The organism is Actinoplanes cyaneus, from assembly GCF_016862095.1.
GTDB lineage: Bacteria > Actinomycetota > Actinomycetes > Mycobacteriales > Micromonosporaceae > Actinoplanes > Actinoplanes cyaneus.
In genome coordinates this window covers 148,444-168,895 of the sequence record NZ_BOMH01000027.1, presented here as the reverse complement: position 1 = coordinate 168,895, position 20,452 = coordinate 148,444, and the positions used below count along the sequence as shown (strand labels likewise).

The window sequence follows — 20,452 nt, the reverse complement described above, 5'->3', positions numbered from 1 at the left end:
GGGGGCGACGGGCCATCGCGCTGCGGCAGAGTGGGGACCCAGCGAGATGCCGCCAGGCATCCGGCGCAGCGGAGGAGCTGACGATGGTGGACTTCAAGGTCGAGATCGTGGTCCTGCCGGTCTCGGACGTGGACCGGGCCAAGGACTTCTACAACAAGCTCGGCTGGCGGGAGGACGTGGAGTTCCGGGGCGCCGACGACTTCCGGCTGGTGCACTTCACCCCGCCCGGCTCGGCCACGTCGATCATCATCGGCAGCGGGGTCAGCGACGCCGCGCCCGGCTCCAGCAAGGGTGTGCACATCGTCGTCGACGACATCGTCGCCGCCCGCGAGGAACTGGTCGCCAAGGGCGCCGAGCCGAGCGAGATCTTCCACGACGCGGGCGGCGTGTTCCACCACGCCGGCACCACCGCCCGGGTCGCCGGGCCGCACCCGGACCGCCAGTCGTACGGCTCGTTCCTGAGTTTCGCCGACCCGGACGGGAACCTGTTCTTCCTGCAGGAGGTCACCTCGCGCGCCCCCGGCCGGGTCAGCCACGTCGTGTACGGCTCGGCCGCCGAGCTGGAGCACGCGCTGCGCGGCGCGGCGGCCGCCCACGGCAAGTACGAGGCCGAGGAGCTGGGCGGCAAGTTCGACGAGGACTGGCCGGCCTGGTACGCCGCGTTCATGGCGAAGGCCGCCGGCCTCGGGTCCTGAGGCGTCAGCCCGGAGAAGGACCGCCCGGTGGTCCTTCTCCCTGATGGCGTCGTTCGTCAGCCCGTGCGCGACCCGTCTCGGGCCTGGGGGTGTCACGTGTTGGCGTTGCGGGCGGCGATGCGCCAGCGGTCCACTTCAGCCCCCGCGGCGGTCACCACGAGTTCGTCGGCGAGGTTCACGGTCGTACACACATGATTGGGAACGACGCGGAGAACGTCGCCGAGCCGGGGGAGCGGCACCCCGTCGGGGAGCGCGACGGTCGCGTGGTGCTCGGAGAGCGCGACGATCCGGGCGTCCGGATGCTCCACGAGCCGGCCGAATCCGGTGGCCCACGCCTGCCGGTCGGCGCCGAGCACCTTGCTGCCGGCGTCCAGGACGAACCGGTTCCCGGTGCGGCTGACCACGGTGGACAGCACGGTCAGCGCCACGTCGTCCCAGCCGCAGGTGCCCATCTCCAACTGCTGGGCGTCGCCGAAGACGTACACCCCGGGGCGCATCTCGGTCAGCACGCCGGGGCCGGTCAGCGCGGCGGTCGGCGTCGAACCGCCACTGCGGACCTCGGCGTCCAGACCCGCCGCGGCCTCGGCGAGCGCCGCGGATTCCTGCTCGGCGGCCGATCGCTGCTGGTCGGGGCCGTACGCGTGGCCGGGGAAGGTGAACACCCCTCGTACCGTCAATCCGGCATTGTCCGCCGCGGCCGCGAGCGCGCCGGCCGCACCGGGAGCAACGCCGCTGCGATGGTGCCCGCTGTCCACCTCGACCAGCACCTCCAGCCCCGGCACCGCCGTGGCCAGCGCTTGCGCACTCTCCGCGGAGTCCACGCCGATCCGCAGCCGGACCCGCGACGCGAGTTCCCGGAGGCGGGCGGCACGCTGCGGGGCGGGCCAGACCGGGTACGCGATGAACAGGTCGTCGAACCCGGCCGCGGCGAAGGTCTCCGCCTCGCTGACGGTCGCCACGGTCAGCCCGGCGGCCCCGAACTCCAGCTGACGCCGCGCGATCTCCACGCATTTGTGCGTCTTGGCGTGCGGCCGCAGCGCGATCCCGCGCCCGGCCGCGGCCTGCGCCATCGCCCGCAGGTTCCGGTCGAGCACGTCCCGGTCGACGATCAGGCACGGGGTCGGCAGGTCAAGAACCACAACATCCTCCTGGGGTACGGCGTCACGGCCGCTCCCAGTAAAGATCATCGGCGAGAATCTTGGCGAAAGGACTTGGCACTCCCGCCGGGACAGTGCTAAAAACTTACTTGTCGCTGCTGGTCATTCGCGGTGATGAACCGCAAGACCTCATGCAACGACCTCGGCAGATTTGATCTTTAGCCGAGCGCCACGTGCTCGCCGGAAAGGCCGGCGGGCAGTCATGAGGAGGTGTTCGTGGTGCTGACTTTCGATCCTTTCCGCGAGTTCGACCGTCTCGCCGGGCAGATGATGAGCGGCAGCGCCGCCGGTCTGGCGATGCCGATGGACCTCTACCGTTCCGGCGAGCACTTCGTCCTGCACTGTGACCTGGCCGGCGTCGACCCGGGCTCGGTGCAGATCGACGTCGACCGGCGGGTCCTGACGATTCGCGCCGAGCGGTCCGCGCGCACCGACGACGACGTCCAGTGGCTGCGCCGCGAGCGCCCCACCGGCACGTTCGAGCGCCGCATCACTCTGGGCGACGGCCTGGACCTCGACAAGATCGCCGCCACGTGGCAGGACGGCGTGCTGACGCTGACGATCCCGGTGGCCGAGGCCGCGAAACCGCGCCGCATCGCCATCACGACCAGTGACCGCCGCGAGACCACCGACCAGCCGGAGGTCGTCGAGGGCACCAGCTCGCCCGCCCTCACCAAGTCCTGACCTTGCGGATCCGGGCTGCCCGGTTCGGGCAGCCCGGACAGGTCCCGGGAGCTGACTTCGGTCACGTCCCGGCTGGTGCTCATGGTCGTCATAAGGGACGAATACGACCGTGAGCACCAGCCGACGTGCGGATGGCTCTAGGCTCCTGCCGGTGCCCCATGTGACGTTGTATGCGCTGGAAGAAGAACTCGCCGGGCGTGAGCCCGGGCTCATCACCGCACTGACCGACGCCGTCGTGTCCGTGTACGGCGACTGGGCCCGCGCCTCGGTCGAGGTCAGGTTGATCGGTGTTCCCGCCGGCCGCTGGGCGCGCGGCGGTGCGGCGGTCACCCGGGCGGCGCCGGCGGTGACGTTCGGCCTGCGTGAAGAGGTGTTCGCGCGGGACGACGCGGCCACCGTCGTCGCGCGGCTCGTGTCCGCTCTCACCGATGCGGTGACCGCCGTGTTCGGGGACGGCTGCCGCGATGAGGTTCTCGTCGAGCTGGTTGGGCAGCCCACGACACGGTCCGGGCTCGGCGGAACAGTGATCGGCCAGGGACAGTGATCGGCCAGGGTTGACCCCGCGTGGCCGGGCCGCACCGGGCCCGGCCGCGCAGGGGCCATCAGACCGTCACCGGGCCCGCGGTCTCGGTGAGGCGCCCGCCGGCCAGCCGGAGCCAGCGGGTGATGCCGATCTCCGCGAGGAACCGCTCGTCGTGGCTGACGACCACGAACGCGCCCCGATACGCCGTCAACGCCGCCTCCAGCTGGGCCACGCTGTCCAGGTCGAGGTTGTTGGTCGGCTCGTCGAGCAGCAGCAACTGCGGGGCCGGGTCGCCGAACAGCACGCACGCCAGGGTGGCCCGCAGTCGTTCGCCGCCGCTGAGGACGCGGACCGGCAGCTGCGCCCGGGCGCCCCGGAACAGGAAGCGGGCCAGCAGGTTCATCCGTTCCGCGTCGGTCAGCGCGGGCGCCCGCTCGGTGAGGTTCTCCAGCACCGTGCGGGACTCGTCGAGCAGGTCGAGGCGCTGGGACAGGTGCGCCACGCGACCCTCCACGCGGGTCACGGTGCCGGAATCGGGCTGCTGAGCACCGTTGATCAGCCGCATCAGGGTGGACTTGCCCGCGCCGTTGGGACCGATCAGGGCGATCCGCTCCGGCCCGCGGACGTCCAGGTCGACGCCGGGAGGATCGAAGACGGGCCTGCCGCCGTACGCAATCTGCAGTCTCTCCCCATGGAAAACGGTGCGCCCCGCCGGAACCGTGGTGCCCGGCAACTCGATGGCGATCTTGTCGTCCTGCCGGGCGGCGCGGGACGCCTGGTCGAGGCGGGCCTGGGCGTCACCGACCCGGTTGGCGTGCGTCTCGCCGGCCTTGGCCGCGGACACCTGCGCGTCCCGTTTCAGCCCGCCGGCGACGATTCGCGCGAGCCCGGCGTCGGCGAGGTTGCGGGAGGCGTTCGACGCGCGCCGCTGGGCCCGCTCCCGCGCCTGCTGCATCTCCCGTTTCTGCCGTTTGAGGTCCTGCTCGGCGTTGCGGACCTGCCGCTCGGCGACCTCGCGCCCGGCCTGGACGGCCTCGGTGTACGCCGTGAAGTTGCCGCCGTACCACCGCACCTCGCCGTGCTCGAGCGCGGCGATCCGATCCATCTCGTCGAGCAGCGCGCGGTCGTGGCTGACCACCAGCAGGCAGCCGGTCCACCCGCGCAGCACCTCGGTCAGACGCTCGCGCGCCGGCCCGTCGAGGTTGTTGGTCGGCTCGTCGAGCAGCAGCGCGTCGGGCCGTTTCAGCAGCTGGCCGGCGAGCCCGAGGGACACTGCCTGGCCGCCGCTGAGCGTGCCGAGGCGCCGGTCGAGCGCGATGCCGCCCAGCCCGAGCCGGTCCAGCTCGGCGCGGGTGCGCTCCTCGATGTCCCAGTCGTTGCCGATCGTGGTGAAGTGCTCCTCGGCGGCGTCGCCGGACTCGATCGCGTGCAGTGCCGCCAGGATCCGGTCGACGCCGAGCACCTCGGCGACGGTCTGCCCGGCGAGGAACGGCAGGTGCTGCGGCAGATAGCCGAGCGTGCCCTCGACCACGACGCTGCCACCGGCCGGGGTCAGTTCGCCGGTGATCAGGCGCAGCAGCGTGCTCTTGCCGGACCCGTTGGCGGCGACCAGGCCGGTGCGCCCCTGCGGGAACGAGACCGACAGGTCGTCGAAGACCGGGGAGTCATCCGGCCAGGAAAAGGACAGATTGGTGCAAACGATAGACATCAGAAGGCCTCAGCGGGTACGAAGATGAACCGTGATCAGGGAACGACGAGGAAGGCCACGCGGACGGCGCGGGGAAACGCGCACGTCGGTGACCGCTTCAGCGGGTTGTCCCCGAAACGTCGTCGTCCACTGACACCGGTCTGCTCCCGTTCTCGAGACCGCCTCGATGTTAGCCCGAGTCCGCGGCATTTGTCTTTCGGCAGTGCTCATCACCATGCGTCGACGCGACGAGCCGGCGGATCGTCGGATCAGCGCTTGACCTTGCCCCAGGGGCAGGGTTCGAGGATCTACGGCATGAACGAGATCGCACGTATCAAGGAGCGGATCGCCGCCTTCTGCGACGCCACCCAGGTTCCCGGCATCGTCGCCGGCCTCTACCACGCCGGGGAGCAGGCCGTCGTCGCCCACGGCGTGGCGAACCTCGCCACCGGGGCGCCCATGCGCGAGGACACCGGCTTCCTGTTCGGATCCATCACCAAGATCATGACCACGACGCTCGTGCTTCAGCAGGTCGAGCGGGGCCTCCTCGACCTGGACGCGCGGGTCGTCGACCATCTGCCGGAGTTCCGGCTGACCACGCCGGGCGCCGCCGAGAAGATCCGGGTTCGTCACCTCGTCACGCACACCAGCGGCATCGACGCCGACCTGTTCTTCCCGGACGCCGGGGGCCGCGACGCCCTCGAGATCTACGTGGAGCGGCTCGGCCGCGAATGCGGCAGCCTCTTCGCGCCGGGCGAGTACGTCAGCTACTCCAACGGTGGCATGATCGTCGCCGGTCGGCTGCTGGAGGTGGTCACCGGCCGGCCGTACCACGAACTGCTCGAACACGACGTCTTCGCGGCCGCCGGGATGGCCGGCGCGTGCACCTCCGCCGAGCGGGCCATCCTGCGCTCCACCGCTGTCGGGCACTTCCCCGACCCGGCCACCGGCGAGGTCCGGCCGACCGGCATGTTCATGCTGCCCCGGACGTGGGGACCGGCCGGTGGCACGCCGATCGGCACCGTCGCGGATCTGCTCGCCTTCGGTCGGGTGCACCTCGGTGACGGCTCGGCGGTGTCGGGCACGCGGGTGCTGTCCGCGGAGTCGGTCGCCGGCATGCGGACGATCACCCACGACCTGGGTACGCCGGACACGACGCCCGTGGGCCTCGGCTGGCTGGTGCGGTCGCTGGGTGGCACGACGGTGCTGACCATGTCCGGCGCGTCGCCCGGCGGGGTGGCGGTGCTGGCCGTCGTGCCGGAGCACGACCTGGTGTTCACCGCGTACGGCAACGATTCCCGGGCGCTCGCGCTGCACGACGAACTGCTGCACCGGCTAGCTGGCCAGTTCGGCGAGGTGGAGACGCCGGCCTACGCGCCAGAGGAGGTCGATCTCGAGCCGTACGCGGGAACCTACCGCTCGAACCAGCTGCGGATCGACGTGCGCGTCGTGGACGGCGGACTGGAGGAGCAGGTGACCTACGAGCCGGCGGACACCAGCCAGGAGCAGATCTTCACCGGCTTCGTGGGTGGCTCGTTCACGGCACCACCGCGACGCTACGTGCCGGTCGGCAAGGACCTCTTCGCCCCGGCCGGGGTGCCGCTGGACGCGCTGCCGTCGTACTACCTGGTGTCCTACCACGGTGGGGCGGCGTACCGGTGCGCCGGCGGTCGGCTGACCCGCCGCGTTTCCATCTGAGATCATGCGGCTCATGAGCGACGGGCCGGCCGGTGGGCGGCATCTGCTGACCATCGGCCAGCTCGCCGGGTATGCGGGCGTGACGATCAAGGCGGTGCGGGTCTATCACGACCGGGACCTGTTGCCGGAGCCGCCCCGCGACTCCTCCGGCTATCGACGCTACGGCGCCGAGCATGCGATCCAGCTCGTCAAGATCAGGACCTTGGCCGAGGCCGGGGTTCCGCTGGCCCGGATCAAGGAGCTCCTCGCCGCCGGGCCGGAGCAGTTCGCCGAAGCGATCGGCGAGATCGAGAGCAACCTGCGCAAGCGTGCCGAGCAGATCCGCCGGGCCGGGGAACGGATCGCCCAACTCCACGGCGGGGACCGGCTGTTCGTCTCGCCGGAGGTCGCCGGCTACCTGGAGCGGCTGCGCGAGATCGGGGTCAGCGAGCGCACCGTGCTGCTCGAGCGCGACCTGTGGATCCTGTTGCAGTCAGTGGCGCCCGGACAGGCGGCGGCCTGGATCGCCGACAAACTCGCGGCCATCGCCGATCCCGAGTTCCGCACCCTGTACGTGGACTACGACGCCGCGTTCGACTGGTCGCCGGACGATCCGCGCCTGCGCCCGTTGGCCGAGCGGACCCGGCAATGGTTCACCAGCCGGCACGCCGAGGCCGAGGCGGCGCCCGACCCGACGATCGCCCGGTTGGCCGCCGTGACGGCCGGCGCGTCCTCACCGGCCTGGGCCCGGATCGCCGAGCTGGCGAAGACTAACCTTTGAGTCCGGGCGCGCGGGCCCGGATCACGGCAGCGCCGCGGAACGGGCGGGGCAAAGGGCAGGTCGCTCGTCGCCGGTGAAGTCGCTGTGGCGTCCCGATTCCCCCGTTACGCAGGCGTAACCGGGCGCGGGCGACCTGCCGCCCCTTGCAACGCGTCCATGCTCGCCGGTTGACCTTGTACGAAGCATGCGAAACTCGTACCGTCCTGGTGGATTTCTTGAATCGCCTGGTGGGCGACGGGCGTGCGGAGGTCAGTTGGCGGCGGAGTTCGGTGTGCTCGGCGTGGTGGAGGCCCGCGTCGGCGGCGAGATCGTCGATCTGGGACATGCCCGGCAGCGATCCGTGCTCGGCGTGCTGCTCGTCGAGGCCGGTCGTCCGGTCACCGTGGACCAGCTCGTCGATCGTGTGTGGGGCGGAAACGCGCCGCAGCGGGCGGCCGGCGCGCTCTACAGCTACCTGTCCCGGCTGCGGCGGGCCGCCGGGGTGGAGATCCGCAAGGAGTCCGGCGGCTATCAGCTCGCCGTGGATCCGCAGGCGGTGGACCTGCACCGGTTCCGGCGGCTGATGACCGCGAGCCGGGCGGCCGATTCCGATCAGGAAGCGGCCCGTCTGGTCGCGGAGGCGCTCGGCCTGTGGCGGGCCGAGCCGTTCGCCGGTCTGGACACGCCGTGGCTGAACGCGCTGCGCCGCACGCTGCTCGACGAACGGTTCGCCGCCGAGCTCGACGGCAACGACGTGCTGTTGCGGCTGGGCCGGCACGGCGAGCTGCTGCCCGGGTTGTCCGCGGCCGTCGCCGAGCATCCGCTGGACGAGCGGCTGGCCGCGCAGGCGATGCTGGCGCTGTACCGATGTGGCCGCCAGGCCGACGCCGACGAGCAGTACCGGCGCATCCGTCGGGCCCTCTCCGAGGAGCTGGGCAGCGACCCGGGCGTGGCACTGCGCCGGTTGCACGAGCAGATCCTCGCCGCCGATCCCGCCCTCGACCTGCCGGGCAACGATTCCGTGGTTTCGCCGGCCGCGACCGCGCCGGTTCCGGCTCAACTTCCCGCTGAGGTACGGGCGTTCACCGGGCGTGCCGGCGAGCTCGCCACCCTGGACGGCCTGCTGGTCTCGCCCGGCGGCGACGAACCGCCGCTGACCGTCGCGCTGCTGTCCGGCACGGCCGGGGTCGGCAAGTCCGCGCTGGCCGTGCGGTGGGCGCACCGGGTCCGGGACGCCTTCCCGGACGGGCAGCTCTACGTGAACCTGCGCGGCTACGACGCCGAGCAGCCGGTGACGGTCGCCGACGCGCTCGCCGGGTTCCTCACCGCGCTCGGCGTGCGCGGGCCGGAGATCCCGCCCGGCACGGAGGAGCGCGCCGGGCGGTACCGGTCCGAGCTCACCGGCCGGCGCATGCTCGTGCTGCTCGACAACGCGTCCTCGGTGGAGCAGATCCGGCCGCTGCTGCCCGGCACCGGCTCGTGTCTGGTCCTGATCACCAGTCGCGACTCGCTGCCCGGGATGGTGGCGGTGCACGGCGCCGAGCGGGTGAACCTGGATCTGCTGCCGCTTCGGGACGCGGTGGTATTGCTGCGCAAGCTGATCGGCGTACGGGTGGATCGGGAACCCGCCGCCGCCGAAGCGCTGGCCGGGGCGTGTGCCCGGCTGCCGCTCGCGCTGCGGATCGCCGCCGAGCTGGCCGCCGGTCGCGGTGACGTGCCCCTGGCCGACCTCGTCGACGAGCTCGGCGACCATCAGGGCCGGCTCGACCTGCTCGACGCGGGCGGGGACCCGCGGGCCGAGGTCCGGGCGGTGTTCTCCTGGTCGTACCGGAACCTGCCGGCCGCCGCGGCCCGGATGTTCCGGCTGCTCGGGCTGCACCCCGGCGAGACCGCGCACCTCGACGCGGTGGCGGCGCTGGCCGGCGTCGGCCCGGTCGAGGCGCGGCGACTGCTCGGCGTGCTCGTCCGGGCCAGTCTGGTCCAGGCCGGCCGGGGTGGCCGGTACGGCATGCACGATCTGCTGCGTGCCTACGCCGCGGAGCTGGCCGCCGGGCACGACACCGAGCCGGACCGGCGGGCGGCGCTGACCCGGCTCTTCGATCACTACCTCGCCGGGGCGAGCGCGGCGGCGACCAGTGCGGACGGTGCCCCGGCGTGGCTCGAGGCGGAGCGGCCCAACCTGGCCGTGATGTGCGCGTACGGCACGGCGCACGGCTGGTACGAGCAGACCGTCGCCCTGGCCGAGACGCTGTTCCGGTACCTCGACGCCGGCGGCCCGGCAGCGGAGGCGGCGACCGTGACGGCGTCGGCGGTGACCGCGGCCCGCGCCGTCGGGGACCGTGCGGCGCAGGCACGGGCGTTGGCGCATCTCGGCCGGCTGCATCGGCGGCAGGGACGCCCGGATGCGGCCGTCACGACGTACCGGCAAGCCTTGGCTCTCTACGAGGAGCTGGGTGATCGCGCGGCCGAAGCGCAGGTGCTGCGCAACCTGGGCAGCGTCGACTGGCTGCTGGGCGACTACCGGCGGGCCGTCGGCCGTTACCACCAGGCGTGGGAGCTGCATCGACAGCTCGGCGACGAGCCCGGGCAGGCCGACGCGCTGGTCCGGCTGGGACTGATCGACGCACGGCTCGGCGAGCCGGAGCGGGCGGCGCAGCGGTTCGGGTGCGCACTGAACCTGTACGTCACGCTCGGTGACGAATTCAGCGAGGCGTACGTGTTGTCGCTGCTCGCGCGGCTGCCGCGGCGACCGGTGCCGCTCGACCGCGCCGCCGCCCACCTCGAACGGAGCCTCGGCACGGTCCGGCGCACCGGTGACCGGACCGCGGAGGCGTACGTGCTCACCGATCTGGCCGCGATCCACGCCCGCCAGGATCGGCTCACCGAGGCAGCCGAGCACCTGCGGCGGGCGCTGCTGCTGCACCGGCGGATCGGCGACCGGGCCAGCGAGGCCGAGGCGCTGAACGATTTCGGACAGGTGCTGCGCCGGGCGGGGGAGACCAGTGAGGCTCGCGCCCAGCACGAGCAGGCCCTGCGGCTGGCCGGGGAGATCGGCGATCGCTACGAGACGGCGCGCGCCCACGACGGCCTCGCCGCGACCGACCCCGACCCGGGCGCGGCCGAGTCACACCTCGCCCGCGCCCGCGGCATCCTCGCCGACCTCCGGGTGCCCCCGCTCGATCAGCAGGTGGGCCGGTAGGGCAGCTCCGGCACGTACTGCTTCCACTCGCCGGCGTCCAGGCCGCGCCCGCTGATCGTGCACGCCCGCCGCACCGGGTCGGCGGCCAGGTCGGCAGGCACCGTCGCGTCCCACAGCGTCACGTTCCTGCTCGGCTCGCCGTAGGTGCCGCCCGCCGCGAGCATGCGTCCGTCCGGGCTGAACGCCACGTTGAAACTCTGCAGGTCAGGGCTCTTCATCAGCGCGTACGGGATCGGGCTCACCGGGTCAGCGACGTCCCACAGCATCATGGCGTTGTCCAGGCTGGCACTGGCCAGGGTGCGGCCGTCCGGGCCGAACGCGACCCACAGCACCTGGTTCGTGTGACCGACCAGCGTCCCGGTCAGGTAGGGCTGCGCGGGGTCGGCGACGTCCCACAGCATGGTCGTCGCGTTGTCGGCGCCCGCCGCCAGGGTGCGCCCGTCCGGGCTGAAGGCGAGCGCGTTCGCGGCGTACGCGTAATCCTTGAGCTGCACCGACGTGAGCTGCGCCGGCGCGGCGGGTTTCGTCACGTCGACCATCGCCACGTAGTTGCTCTCGCCGACGGCCATGGTCCGCCCGTCCGGAGTGAACGCGATCGCCGAGATCGGTGCGCGCAGAGGCAGGGCGGCGAGCCGCGCAGGCCGATCAGGAACGGTCAGATCCCACAGGGTCGTCGTCCCGTCGCTGCGGCCGACGGCCAGGGTGCGCCCATCCGGAGCGAATGTCACCGCGGCCACGGCGGCGGTGCCGTCCTTGATCGTGGCCAGCGTCGGCGGTGCGGCCGGGCGGCTCAGGTCGAGCAGCGTCACCGTCGCGTCCGTGCCGGCGACAGCGAGGGTCCCGCCGTCCGGGCTGAGCGTGATCCCCTCGACGGTGCCGCCGGGCAGCGGCACCGCGTCACCACGCACCGGACCCGCCGGGTCGGTCACGTCCCACGACATGGCCCCGCCCTTCCTGCCCGCCGCGATCAGCGAGCGGCCGCCGGCCCCGAAGGCCAAGCCGACGATCTTCTGCGGAACAGGCCCCGGCAGTACGGCTGTCGCGTCCCGCGCGAAGGGACCCTTGACGCTCCACAGTGTCGCTGTCCGGCGCGCGCCGGCGGTGATCAGCGTCCGCCCGTCGCCGCTGAAACCCAGCGACCGGACCGGCCCGCCGGGCGTGCTCAGCGTGGCCAGCCGGGTCGAGAGCCACGGCCAGTCGCCGGGCTCGACGTTCCACAGCACTGTCGTGCCGGCGGCGTCGGCGAACGCGAGCGTGCGCCCGTCCGCGCTGAACCGCATCGCGCTCAGATGAGCCTTCCCGGTCACCGCCAGCTTCGACGCCCCAGGCTGCGGGTGGGCCGGATCGGTCAGGTCCCACAGCGCCACGTAGTCCCCACCGGCCTCGACGGCCACGACCGGCAGCTTCGGGTCGACCTCGATGCGGGCGTCGGCGAACGGCTCGCCGAACGATGGAGCGAGCTTGGCGCCCGCCACCGGATGAGCCGGGTCCGCCACGTCCCAGACCGTGGCGATCGCGCCGCTGGTGACAGCGTTCCGCCCGTCCGAGGTGAATTGCAGCCGGTACGCGTCCTGCAGCGTGGACAGCACCACCGGAACGCCCCCGGAGATGTCCCAGAGGACCGAATCCTTGTCGCTGGTGCCGGTCGCGACGGTCCTGCCGTCCGGGCTGAACGCCAGCGACACGATCCCCGCGGCGTCGGTGAGCGGCGCGAGGCGCACCGGACGGGCCGGATCGGCCACATTCCACAGAGCCGCCGATCGGCCGTCGACGACGGCGACGGTACGGCCGTCGGGGCTCGCCACCAGCGACGTCGCCGCCGTCGCGCCGGCCTCCAACGTCGCCAGGTGGACCGGCCCGGCCGGGTTCGCCACGTCCCACAGCACCACCGTCGTGCCGGCGCCGACGGTGGCGACCGTCTGCCCGGCGAGCCACACGACGTCGCTCACGTCGCCCAGCGCGCCGGCGTGATGCGTCGACATGACCAGATGGCTGAGCTGCTCGGCGGTCCGCGCGCCCGGGTTCAGGCGCTGCGCGGCCACCCCCAGCATCAGGGCCTTGCGGGGATCGTCGGCGGCCATCGCGCGGGCCCGCGCCAGCAGACGGCTGCTGATCTCGACCCGCTGCTGCGCCGCCGAAGCCTCCCGCTGACGGCGGGCCTCGTCGGCCGCCGCCCGGGCCAGCCGCTCCTGCCGTTCCCGCTCCTCGTCGGCCCGGCGGGCAGCCCGGCGGTACTCCTCGGCGAGCGCTCGCTGCTCCTTGGCCCGCGCCGTCGCCTGGTCGGCGAGCGTCTGCTGGCGGCGGGCCTCCGCCTTCTGCCGCCCCGCCTCGGCCCGCTGCCGCTCCGCGTCCTCGCCGGCACCCCGCGCCAGCTGCTCCTGCCGTTCCGCATTGGCCTTCTGCCGCTCCGCGCCGGCCCGGTAACGGTCCGCCGCGTCCTGCTGCCGCTTCGCCTCCGCCGACGCCTCGTCAGCCAGCGCCCGCTGCTCCCCGGCGAGCAGCTTCTGCCGCGCGGTCTCGACCTTCGCGGCGCTCGCCCGCTCCTCCTGGACCTGCGCGTACTGCTGCTGACGCTGCGACTCCTCGGTGGCGCGCTCGGCGGTGGTGCGCTGCTGCGACGCCACCTGCTGCTGCACCCGGGCCTCGGCCGCCGCCGTGGTGGCCCGGCCGGCGTTGCGCACCGCGACGAACCCGGTCAACGACGCCACCAGGGTCAGCAGCACCAGCATCGCCGTCGCCGCGGTCCACAGCCGGCGTGCCCGCCGGTGCTGCCGGACGTCCTCACCCTCCAGGTCGTCCTTGCTCATCCCGTGCATCGGGGCGGCGAGCTGCGCGATCGCGTCCCGGAAGCGGACGTGCTGCAGGCTCAGGTGCAGATCGTCGCGGGCCCAGCGCAGACCCAGGAAGAGCGGCTCCTCGGCGAACACGCCCCGCAGCGCCGTCGGCACCGCGGTGGAGTCGTCGGTGAAGTCCCCGGCGCCGGCGTCCCACCGCCACTCGCCGTCGGTGACCACCGGCAGGATCAGGTCGGCGGACTTCGTCGCCAGCCAGTGCTCGATCTCCCGGTTCACCCACGACGACCGCGCCGCCTCCGGCGACGCCATCAACACGAAATGCTTCGACCCGTCCAGCGCCTCCCGGATGGACGTCCACAACTTCGGCGTGACCGCCAGCCCGGTCTGATCCCGGAAGATCCACAACGCGCGCCGCCGGTGCCACGGCTTCGCCAACCGATGCAGACCACGCTGGACAGCCGGCGCCAGACGCCCATCAGCGGCGTGACTGTAGGAGATAAAACCATCAAATGGCATGACATTCCCGCGGTCTAGATGATCAGCGGGGACCGATTCTCCATGTCAGCAGTCCACGGGTAAAGCGAAGCCAGCCCGTCCCTCCCGCCCGTCCTTCCCGCCCGCCCGGGCGTTGCCGCCCGCATGCCCTGCTCGCCCGGGCGTTGCCGCCCGCATGCCCTGCTCGCCCCGGCGTTGCCGCCCGCACGCCTGCTCGCCGCGGCGTCGCCGCCCGCACGCCCCGCGATTCCGCCGCCGCCCGCCCGTTCCTCCTACACGCCCTGCCCACTCCGGCGTTGCCGCCACCCAGCCGGCCGGCGCCGCGTCTTCGAGCGCCGTGCGATGGCGCTCGGTTGTGGCCGCGCCATTTGCGCCGCGTGATGGCCGCTCGGTTGTGGCCGCGCCGGCCTGCGCCGCGCGCCGGCCTGCGCCGCGCGATGGCCGCGCCACTCGGCGAGCCGCCGCCTGCCGTCTGCCCGCCGTCCGTGCCCCGGGTCGACGGTGCGGCCGAGGCCTCGTCGACTCCGCGACATTCAATGGCGCACACCGCATAGCGGACATGAGGGGTCATGTGCTTTGATCTACATGGGCCGGGCATCTTCCCCCGTGGATGTCCGGCCCCCTAACATTCCGCTGCGCTGAAGCCGACGCCAGCCATGACTGATGCCACCTCGGCCGCCCACGTGCCAGCCGCTGCAGAAACGCTGCCCAATGGCTCGACCCCAGCCGCCGCTCCGAACTGGACGACGGCTCGCGCTGCCAGTGGCGCGCCTCGGAGCCCTACCTCCGATCTGGGGCCTGAGCGCCGGCTGGCACTCCGGGGGCCGGGGCGAGGACGATGTCGAAGCGCACCCTGGTCCATGGGCGGTCACCGAGGTCACGGCCGTCCGGGGTGGGGGTGCCGGGCGGATGGGGCACGAAGTCCTTGATCAGGGAGTCGCGGACGCCGAAGACGCTGTCGGAGTCGAGCAGCTTGTCGCCGCGTACGAAGATGTGCGTCACCAGGGTGCGCAAGCCTTCCGCCTCGACCATGAAGTGCAGGTGGGAGGCGCGCAGCGGGGAACGGCCGGTGGCTGTCAGGAGCGTGCCGACCGGGCCGTCGTGCGGGATCGGATAGGGCGTGGGCACGATCGCCCAGAACCGGTACGACCCGTCCGGCCCGGAGAACAGGTGGCCGCGCGCGGCGGTGCGATCGTCGTCGTACTGAACATCGTAGAAGCCGTCGTCGTCGGCCTCCCACACCTCGATCCGCGCGCCCGGCACCGGCTTGCCGTCGGTGTCGGTGACCGTGCCCTCCACCCAGCACGGCTGCCCGGGCGCTTCACCGGCGATGTCGCCGCCGGGCGGGATCTCGGGGGAGTCCGCCACGAAGAACGGGCCGAGCACGGTGGCCTCGGTGGCATCCCGGTACGCCTCGTTGTTGACCGTCACGGTCTGCATGGACGCGCCGAACACGTCGGAGAGCAGAATGAACTCCTGCCGCCGGTCGTCGGTGAGGTGCCCTGTCGCGGTCAGGAACGCGATCGCTTGCTGCCACTCGGCCTCGGTCAGCCGGACCTCACGGATGAACGCGTGCAGGTGCCGGGTGAGGGCCTGGGTCACCTCCTTGAGGCGCGGGTCGGGCGTGTTCTCGAAGGACGTGACGACGCGCTCGGTGAGCTGCTGCTCGCGCGCCTGCTGTTCGGCACTCATGTCGGCTCCTCACCGGCCCAGGCGTGGTGCAGCAATGCGGTCAGGGTCCCGGCGGTTACGGGCACCGGGTTGCCGGCCGGCACGACTGGGAGGATCGCGTCGACGGCGGCCGGGATGTCGATGTCGCGGAAGCCGAAGTCGCGGAGGGCCCGCGGCGCGCCGACCTCCTCGCGCAGGCCGCGCAGTCCGATCAGGACATCCGCGATGTGCGGCGGTACGCCGGAGATGTTCAGCGCGGTCACGTGCGGCAGGACGACGGCGTGGGTCTGCGCGTGAGGCAGGTTGAACATGCCACCGAGCACGTGACAGATCTTGTGGTGCAGGCCCGACCCGGCGGAGGCGAACGCGACCGCGGCCAGGTGGGCCCCGTACAAGGTCTGCTCTCTGCCCTCCAGGTCGTGCCGTGGCAGGCCGGCCCGCAACGCACGGATGCCTTCCAGCGCCAGGGTCTGGTTGATCGGGTCGGCGCGTGGCGCCCACATCGAGTCGACACAGTGGGCCAGCGCGTTCAGCCCGGAAGCGACCGCCATGTCGTCGGGCAGAGGCAGGGTCAGTGCGGCGTCGTAGAGGACCGTGCGGGGGAGCACCCGGTCGTCGGAGCCGGTGGTCTTACGACCGTTCTCGGTCAGGCCCCAGACGTTGGTGGCCTCCGACCCAGCGAATGTCGTGGGGACCGCGACGATCGGCAGGCCGGTGGTCAGCGCCACCGCCTTGGCCAGCCCGGTCGTGGAACCGCCACCGACGCTGACCAGCACGTCGTGCTTCTCCGCGGCCTCCCGCGCACGGTTCGCCACCTCGACCGGGACGTGCATCGCGACCTCACGGAAATACGCCGCGCCGGGGAGCACCCCGTCGGCGCGGGTGCTGATCACCAGCGGTCGCTCACCGAATCTGGCGACCTCCTCGGGCAGCCGCGTGAACGCCTGCCCGGAGGCGAAGACAACCCGCTGCGGCAGGGTCTCGTGGGTGAAGTTCATGTTGCCCGTCCCAGAATTGTGGCCAGCGCGGAGCGCAGGGCCCGGTACGGGTCGCCGGGCAGGCTCGTCGAGCGCCAGCCGATGTGTTTGTCAGGGCGGACCAGAATGGCCCCGTCCTCGCCGACCTCGCGGACACGGGCCCAGTCGTAGTACAGATCCGTCACCGCTCGGCCGGGACCGATCACCACGGTCTCGAGCGGCACGCCGAGGTCCTGCGCGACCTTCTCCGCGACGTCTGCCCAGGCCTCGCCGGCGATGCCGGTGAACAGGGTGAACCGGGTCATCGGGGCAAGATCCAGCGTCGAGACGCGGTGGCGGGCGTCGCCGACCCAGACGTGCGGCAGCCGCGAGCCGGGGACGGTGGACGGCTCGTAGAAGAGCTCCGGATCGCGGGCCGGCTCGGGACGGGTGGAACCGTCGCCGACGATCGCGGCCGACTCGTAGAACTGGCCGAGTTCGACCCCGTGCGCGTTGAACTCGTAGTGCTTGAGCTCCATCGCGGACACCAGGGCGGCCCGCTTGGCGGCGCCGGCCGGGGTGTTCGCCTTGCGCTCCTCGATCCGCGCTGCCATCTCGGTCTCGTCCTTTGCGTCGAGCAGGCCCAGCACCTCGAAGAACTGCACGAACTCGCGGCTCGACCGGTTGGCCCGGGTGACGATCTGCTCGGCAACCGGAGCACGCTCGGTCGTATAGGTCTCCAGCAGTGACGGATCGGCCTGGCCGCGCAGCACCGCGGCGAGCTTCCAGGCCAGGTTGTAGGAGTCCTGGATCGACGTGTTCGATCCGAGGCCGTTGGACGGCGGGTGCCGGTGGACGGCGTCGCCGGCGCAGAACACCCGCCCGTGGTGCAGCCGTCTCGCGAACATCTCGTTGTTGCCCCACAACGATGTGCCGGTGATCTCGACGTCGATGCCGGGCAGGCCGAGCAGACTGCGGACGACGGCGACGGCGGCAGCCTCGTCGACGACCGGTGGTGGCTGGGTGATGTCGTAACCCCAGACGATCAGCCACTCGTTCCACGGCCGGATCATGCGGACCAGGCGCGCGCCGATGCCGCCGACATTCGACCCCGGCTGGATCACCCAATACAGCACCGCGGGACGGTTTCCGACGTACGGCGAAAGGTCTGCCTTGAAGTTGATGTTCATGGACCCGGCGATGTCCATGGCGCCCTCCATCGGCAGCCCGATGTCCTCGGCCACCTGGGAGCGAGCGCCGTCGGCGCCGATCAGATACTTCGCGCGGATCGTGTATTCCTGGCCGGTGACACGGTCGCGCACGTCGACGTCGACGCCGTCATCATCCTGATGGTGGCTCAGGTATTCGGTGGAGAACAGGGTCCGCGTGCCGCGCTCGGTCGCGTTGCGGACCAGGATCGGCTCCAGATAGGTCTGCGGAATGTCGACCGGCAGGCACGGCGAGGCCAGCTCATAGTCCCCGTGCCGGCCCGGGTGCGTGCCCCACGTGAGGATCCGGCCGATCTCCTCACCGGCGATCGCGGTGCAGAAGACCGTGTCGCCCATCAGATGGTGCGGTGTGGCGTCGGCGAGAACCTGCTGCTCGATGCCGGCGTCGCGGAAGACCTCCATCGCGCGCTGGTTGGTGATGTGCGCGCGAGGCGTGTTCGCGGTCCACCGATACTTCGTGATCATGATGTTCGGGATGCCGAGCGTGGACAGCAGCAGAGCCGCGCCCGCGCCGGCCGGACCCGAGCCCACGACGAGCACATCGGTGGTCACGACCATGGTTCTGCCTCCTTCGCCGGCGGTGTTCGGGGCCAGTCTGGTGGTCTGCCCCAGGGGCAGAGCAAGCCCGTGCGAGAAAAGAAGGCGGAAATCTGCGTGCGCGGCGGAGATTCACGATCACGGAGAGGGAGAGATGCGTCGTAGGTCCGTCGCACTCCAGCCGCCGAGGCGGGGTCACGAGGAGCAGCGTACGACGATGTCGGCCACCTGACGAACCGCCGCCGAGCTCTCGCCGGCCCGGGTCGCGATCGCCAGGTCGATGGTCGGCGCATTGTCGATCAGCACGTAGTCGACGCCCTCGAGGTCGAGACTGCGGACCGCCTCGGGGACCAAAGCCACGCCCAGGCCGGCGGCGACGAAGACGACCAGGGTCGCGGTCTCGCCCACCTCCATGATCGAGGCGGGCCGGAAACCGGCAGCGGCGCACGCGGCCAGCACGTGCTCGTGCATCGACGAGCGGTGGCCGGAGAAGTGCATGACGAACGGGTCGCGGGACAACTCGGACAGGTCGATGCTCTCGCGGTCGGCCAGGTCGTGCCAGTCGGGCAGCACCGCGATCAGGCGCTCGGTGCGCAGCACACGCAGGTCCAGCTCGGGCCGGACGATGCCGTCGGGACGCAGGACGACCAGGTCGTACGTCCCGTCCAGCAGGCCGTCGAGCAACGCCGGGCTCAGCGACTCACCGTGCACCTCCAGCCGCACCTCCGGCAGCAGACGCCGCACTTCACGGGTCGCCTGGGGGAGCAGGTCATAGGTGGCGGTGCCGATGAAGCCGACCGAGACCCGCCCGGTGTGCCCGGAGGCGAACAGGGACATGTCGGTGGCGGCGCGCTCGACCGAAGCCAGCACGGTGCGGGCGTGCTCGGCGAAGCGCAGCCCGGCCTCGGTCAGCTCGACCCGCCGCGTGGTGCGGCTGACCAGCTGCACGCCGAACTCCCGCTCCAGCTGCTTGACCTGCTGTGACAAGGCGGGTTGGGCGAGGTGCAGGCGCTCGGCGGCCCGGCCGAAGTGCCGCTCCTCGGCGAGCGCCACGAACGAGCGCAGGTGACGCAGATCCATGCACGCAGCTTATCAATCCAGCGTGATTCAGTATTGGCCACAATCGGTGCGCTGGGCCTAGGTTGGATGGCATGACTTCCGCGTACCTCTACGCCGCGGCCCGCACACCGTTCGGGCGGTTCGGCGGCGCCCTCGCCGAGAGCCGTCCGGACGATCTGGCCGCGATCGCCCTGCAAGGCGTGTTGAACAAGGCTCCCGGCCTGGATCCGGCCGCGATCGGCGACGTCGTGTGGGGTTGTGCGAACCAGGCCGGCGAGGACAACCGTAACGTCGGCCGGATGGCCGTGCTCCTCGCCGGCCTCCCCGTCTCCGTCCCGGCGAACACGGTGAACCGGCTCTGCGGCTCCTCCCTGGATGCCGCGATCATCGGTTCGCGCACGATCGAGTCCGGCGACGCCGACGTGGTGGTGGCCGGCGGGGTCGAGTCGATGACCCGGGCGCCCTGGGTGCTGCCGAAGCCGTCACGGGCCTTCCCGGCCGGCAACCTGACCGCGGTGTCGACCACGCTGGGCTGGCGGCTGGTCAACGACAACATGCCGAAGGAGTGGACGATCTCGCTGGGCGAGTGCAACGAGTTGCTCGGCGACAAGTTCGGGATCTCCCGCGAGCGGCAGGACGAGTTCGCCGCCCGCTCCCACAACCTGGCCGACGCCGCGTGGGACGCCGGCTTCTACAACGACCTGGTGGTGCCGGTTCCCGGGGCGGATCTCGACCGTGACGAGGGCATCCGGCCGGGCTCCTCGGCGGAGAAACTGGCGAGGCTGAAGCCGTCGTTCCGTCCCGACGGGACGATCACGGCAGGCAACGCGTCACCGCTCAACGACGGGGCGTCCGCGATCCTGCTCGGCTCCGAGGCCGCCGCCGACCGGATCGGGTCGGCACCGATCGCCCGCGTCGCCGGGCGCGGGGTCGCCGCTGTCGACCCGGTGATGTTCGGCTTCGCGCCCGTCGAGGCCGCCGACCGCGCCCTCGCCCGCGCCGGGATCACCTGGGCGGACGTTGCGGCGGTCGAGCTGAACGAGGCGTTCGCGGTGCAGTCGCTGGCCTGTGTCGACGCGTGGGACATCGACCCGGAGATCGTCAACGCCAAGGGCGGCGCGATCGCCATCGGGCATCCGCTCGGCGCGTCCGGCGGCCGGATCCTGGGCACGCTCGCCGCGCGGCTCAAGGAGTCCGGCGGGCGCTACGGCGTCGCGGCCATCTGCATCGGCGTGGGTCAGGCTCTCGCCGTCGTCCTGGAGAACGTGGCATGAGCGAGCGTGGGAGCGCATTATCGGGCTCAGTGCCGGACCCTTCCCGGCGGCGCC

General features: G+C 72.1%; 14 protein-coding genes. 7 read left to right on the top strand and 7 right to left on the bottom strand.

Features of this window, described 5'->3' with window-relative positions:
* Positions 1-83: 83 nt before the first annotated feature.
* Positions 84-695, top strand: a complete 612-nt coding sequence (locus Acy02nite_RS17755; protein ID WP_239174965.1) for a VOC family protein — start codon at positions 84-86, stop codon at positions 693-695.
* Positions 696-787: 92 nt separating this feature from the next.
* Here Acy02nite_RS17755 and Acy02nite_RS17750 read toward each other — a convergent pair whose 3' ends face one another.
* Positions 788-1,834, bottom strand: coding sequence for an alanine racemase (locus Acy02nite_RS17750; protein WP_203741953.1), 1,047 nt, complete (start codon positions 1,832-1,834; stop codon positions 788-790).
* 234 nt (positions 1,835-2,068) lie between these two features.
* Here Acy02nite_RS17750 and Acy02nite_RS17745 point away from each other — a divergent pair, with 234 nt between their 5' ends.
* The gene (locus tag Acy02nite_RS17745; protein WP_203741951.1) at positions 2,069-2,536 is read left to right on the top strand and encodes an Hsp20/alpha crystallin family protein; all 468 of its coding nucleotides are present in this window, start codon (positions 2,069-2,071) and stop codon (positions 2,534-2,536) included.
* A gap of 109 nt (positions 2,537-2,645) precedes the next feature.
* On the top strand, positions 2,646-3,080 hold the full coding sequence (locus Acy02nite_RS17740) for a tautomerase family protein (protein ID WP_239174964.1): 435 nt from the start codon (positions 2,646-2,648) through the stop codon (positions 3,078-3,080).
* Between the two features lie 58 nt (positions 3,081-3,138).
* Here Acy02nite_RS17740 and abc-f read toward each other — a convergent pair whose 3' ends face one another.
* The gene (abc-f, locus tag Acy02nite_RS17735) at positions 3,139-4,767 is read right to left on the bottom strand and encodes a ribosomal protection-like ABC-F family protein (protein ID WP_203741949.1); all 1,629 of its coding nucleotides are present in this window, start codon (positions 4,765-4,767) and stop codon (positions 3,139-3,141) included.
* A gap of 294 nt (positions 4,768-5,061) precedes the next feature.
* Here abc-f and Acy02nite_RS17730 point away from each other — a divergent pair, with 294 nt between their 5' ends.
* From Acy02nite_RS17730 to Acy02nite_RS17720, 3 genes are all read left to right on the top strand, one after another.
* Positions 5,062-6,444, top strand: coding sequence for a serine hydrolase domain-containing protein (locus Acy02nite_RS17730; RefSeq protein WP_203741947.1), 1,383 nt, complete (start codon positions 5,062-5,064; stop codon positions 6,442-6,444).
* A gap of 13 nt (positions 6,445-6,457) precedes the next feature.
* Positions 6,458-7,204 carry a MerR family transcriptional regulator gene (locus tag Acy02nite_RS17725; protein ID WP_239174963.1) on the top strand — a complete coding sequence of 249 codons (747 nt, stop codon included), beginning with the start codon at positions 6,458-6,460 and terminating at the stop codon, positions 7,202-7,204.
* 253 nt (positions 7,205-7,457) lie between these two features.
* Positions 7,458-10,382 carry an AfsR/SARP family transcriptional regulator gene (locus Acy02nite_RS17720; protein ID WP_239174962.1) on the top strand — a complete coding sequence of 975 codons (2,925 nt, stop codon included), beginning with the start codon at positions 7,458-7,460 and terminating at the stop codon, positions 10,380-10,382.
* Here Acy02nite_RS17720 and Acy02nite_RS17715 read toward each other — a convergent pair.
* From Acy02nite_RS17715 to Acy02nite_RS17695, 5 genes are all read right to left on the bottom strand, one after another.
* On the bottom strand, positions 10,364-13,693 hold the full coding sequence (locus tag Acy02nite_RS17715) for a TIR domain-containing protein (RefSeq protein WP_203741943.1): 3,330 nt from the start codon (positions 13,691-13,693) through the stop codon (positions 10,364-10,366). The genes Acy02nite_RS17720 and Acy02nite_RS17715 overlap by 19 nt on opposite strands.
* Positions 13,694-14,452: 759 nt before the next feature.
* Positions 14,453-15,364, bottom strand: coding sequence for an intradiol ring-cleavage dioxygenase (locus Acy02nite_RS17710; RefSeq protein WP_203741941.1), 912 nt, complete (start codon positions 15,362-15,364; stop codon positions 14,453-14,455).
* Positions 15,361-16,341, bottom strand: a complete 981-nt coding sequence (locus Acy02nite_RS17705) for a maleylacetate reductase (RefSeq protein ID WP_203741939.1) — start codon at positions 16,339-16,341, stop codon at positions 15,361-15,363. The genes Acy02nite_RS17710 and Acy02nite_RS17705 overlap by 4 nt, the downstream gene beginning before the upstream one ends.
* Positions 16,338-18,086: an FAD-dependent monooxygenase gene (locus Acy02nite_RS17700; protein WP_203741937.1), complete on the bottom strand. Its 1,749-nt coding sequence runs from the start codon at positions 18,084-18,086 to the stop codon at positions 16,338-16,340. The genes Acy02nite_RS17705 and Acy02nite_RS17700 overlap by 4 nt, the downstream gene beginning before the upstream one ends.
* A gap of 174 nt (positions 18,087-18,260) precedes the next feature.
* Positions 18,261-19,145 (bottom strand): LysR family transcriptional regulator, encoded by an 885-nt coding sequence (locus Acy02nite_RS17695; RefSeq protein ID WP_203741935.1) that lies wholly within the window; start codon positions 19,143-19,145, stop codon positions 18,261-18,263.
* 71 nt (positions 19,146-19,216) lie between these two features.
* Between Acy02nite_RS17695 and Acy02nite_RS17690 the strand changes: the two genes are divergently transcribed.
* On the top strand, positions 19,217-20,398 hold the full coding sequence (locus Acy02nite_RS17690; protein ID WP_203741933.1) for a thiolase family protein: 1,182 nt from the start codon (positions 19,217-19,219) through the stop codon (positions 20,396-20,398).
* The last annotated feature ends 54 nt before the right edge of the window (positions 20,399-20,452 follow it).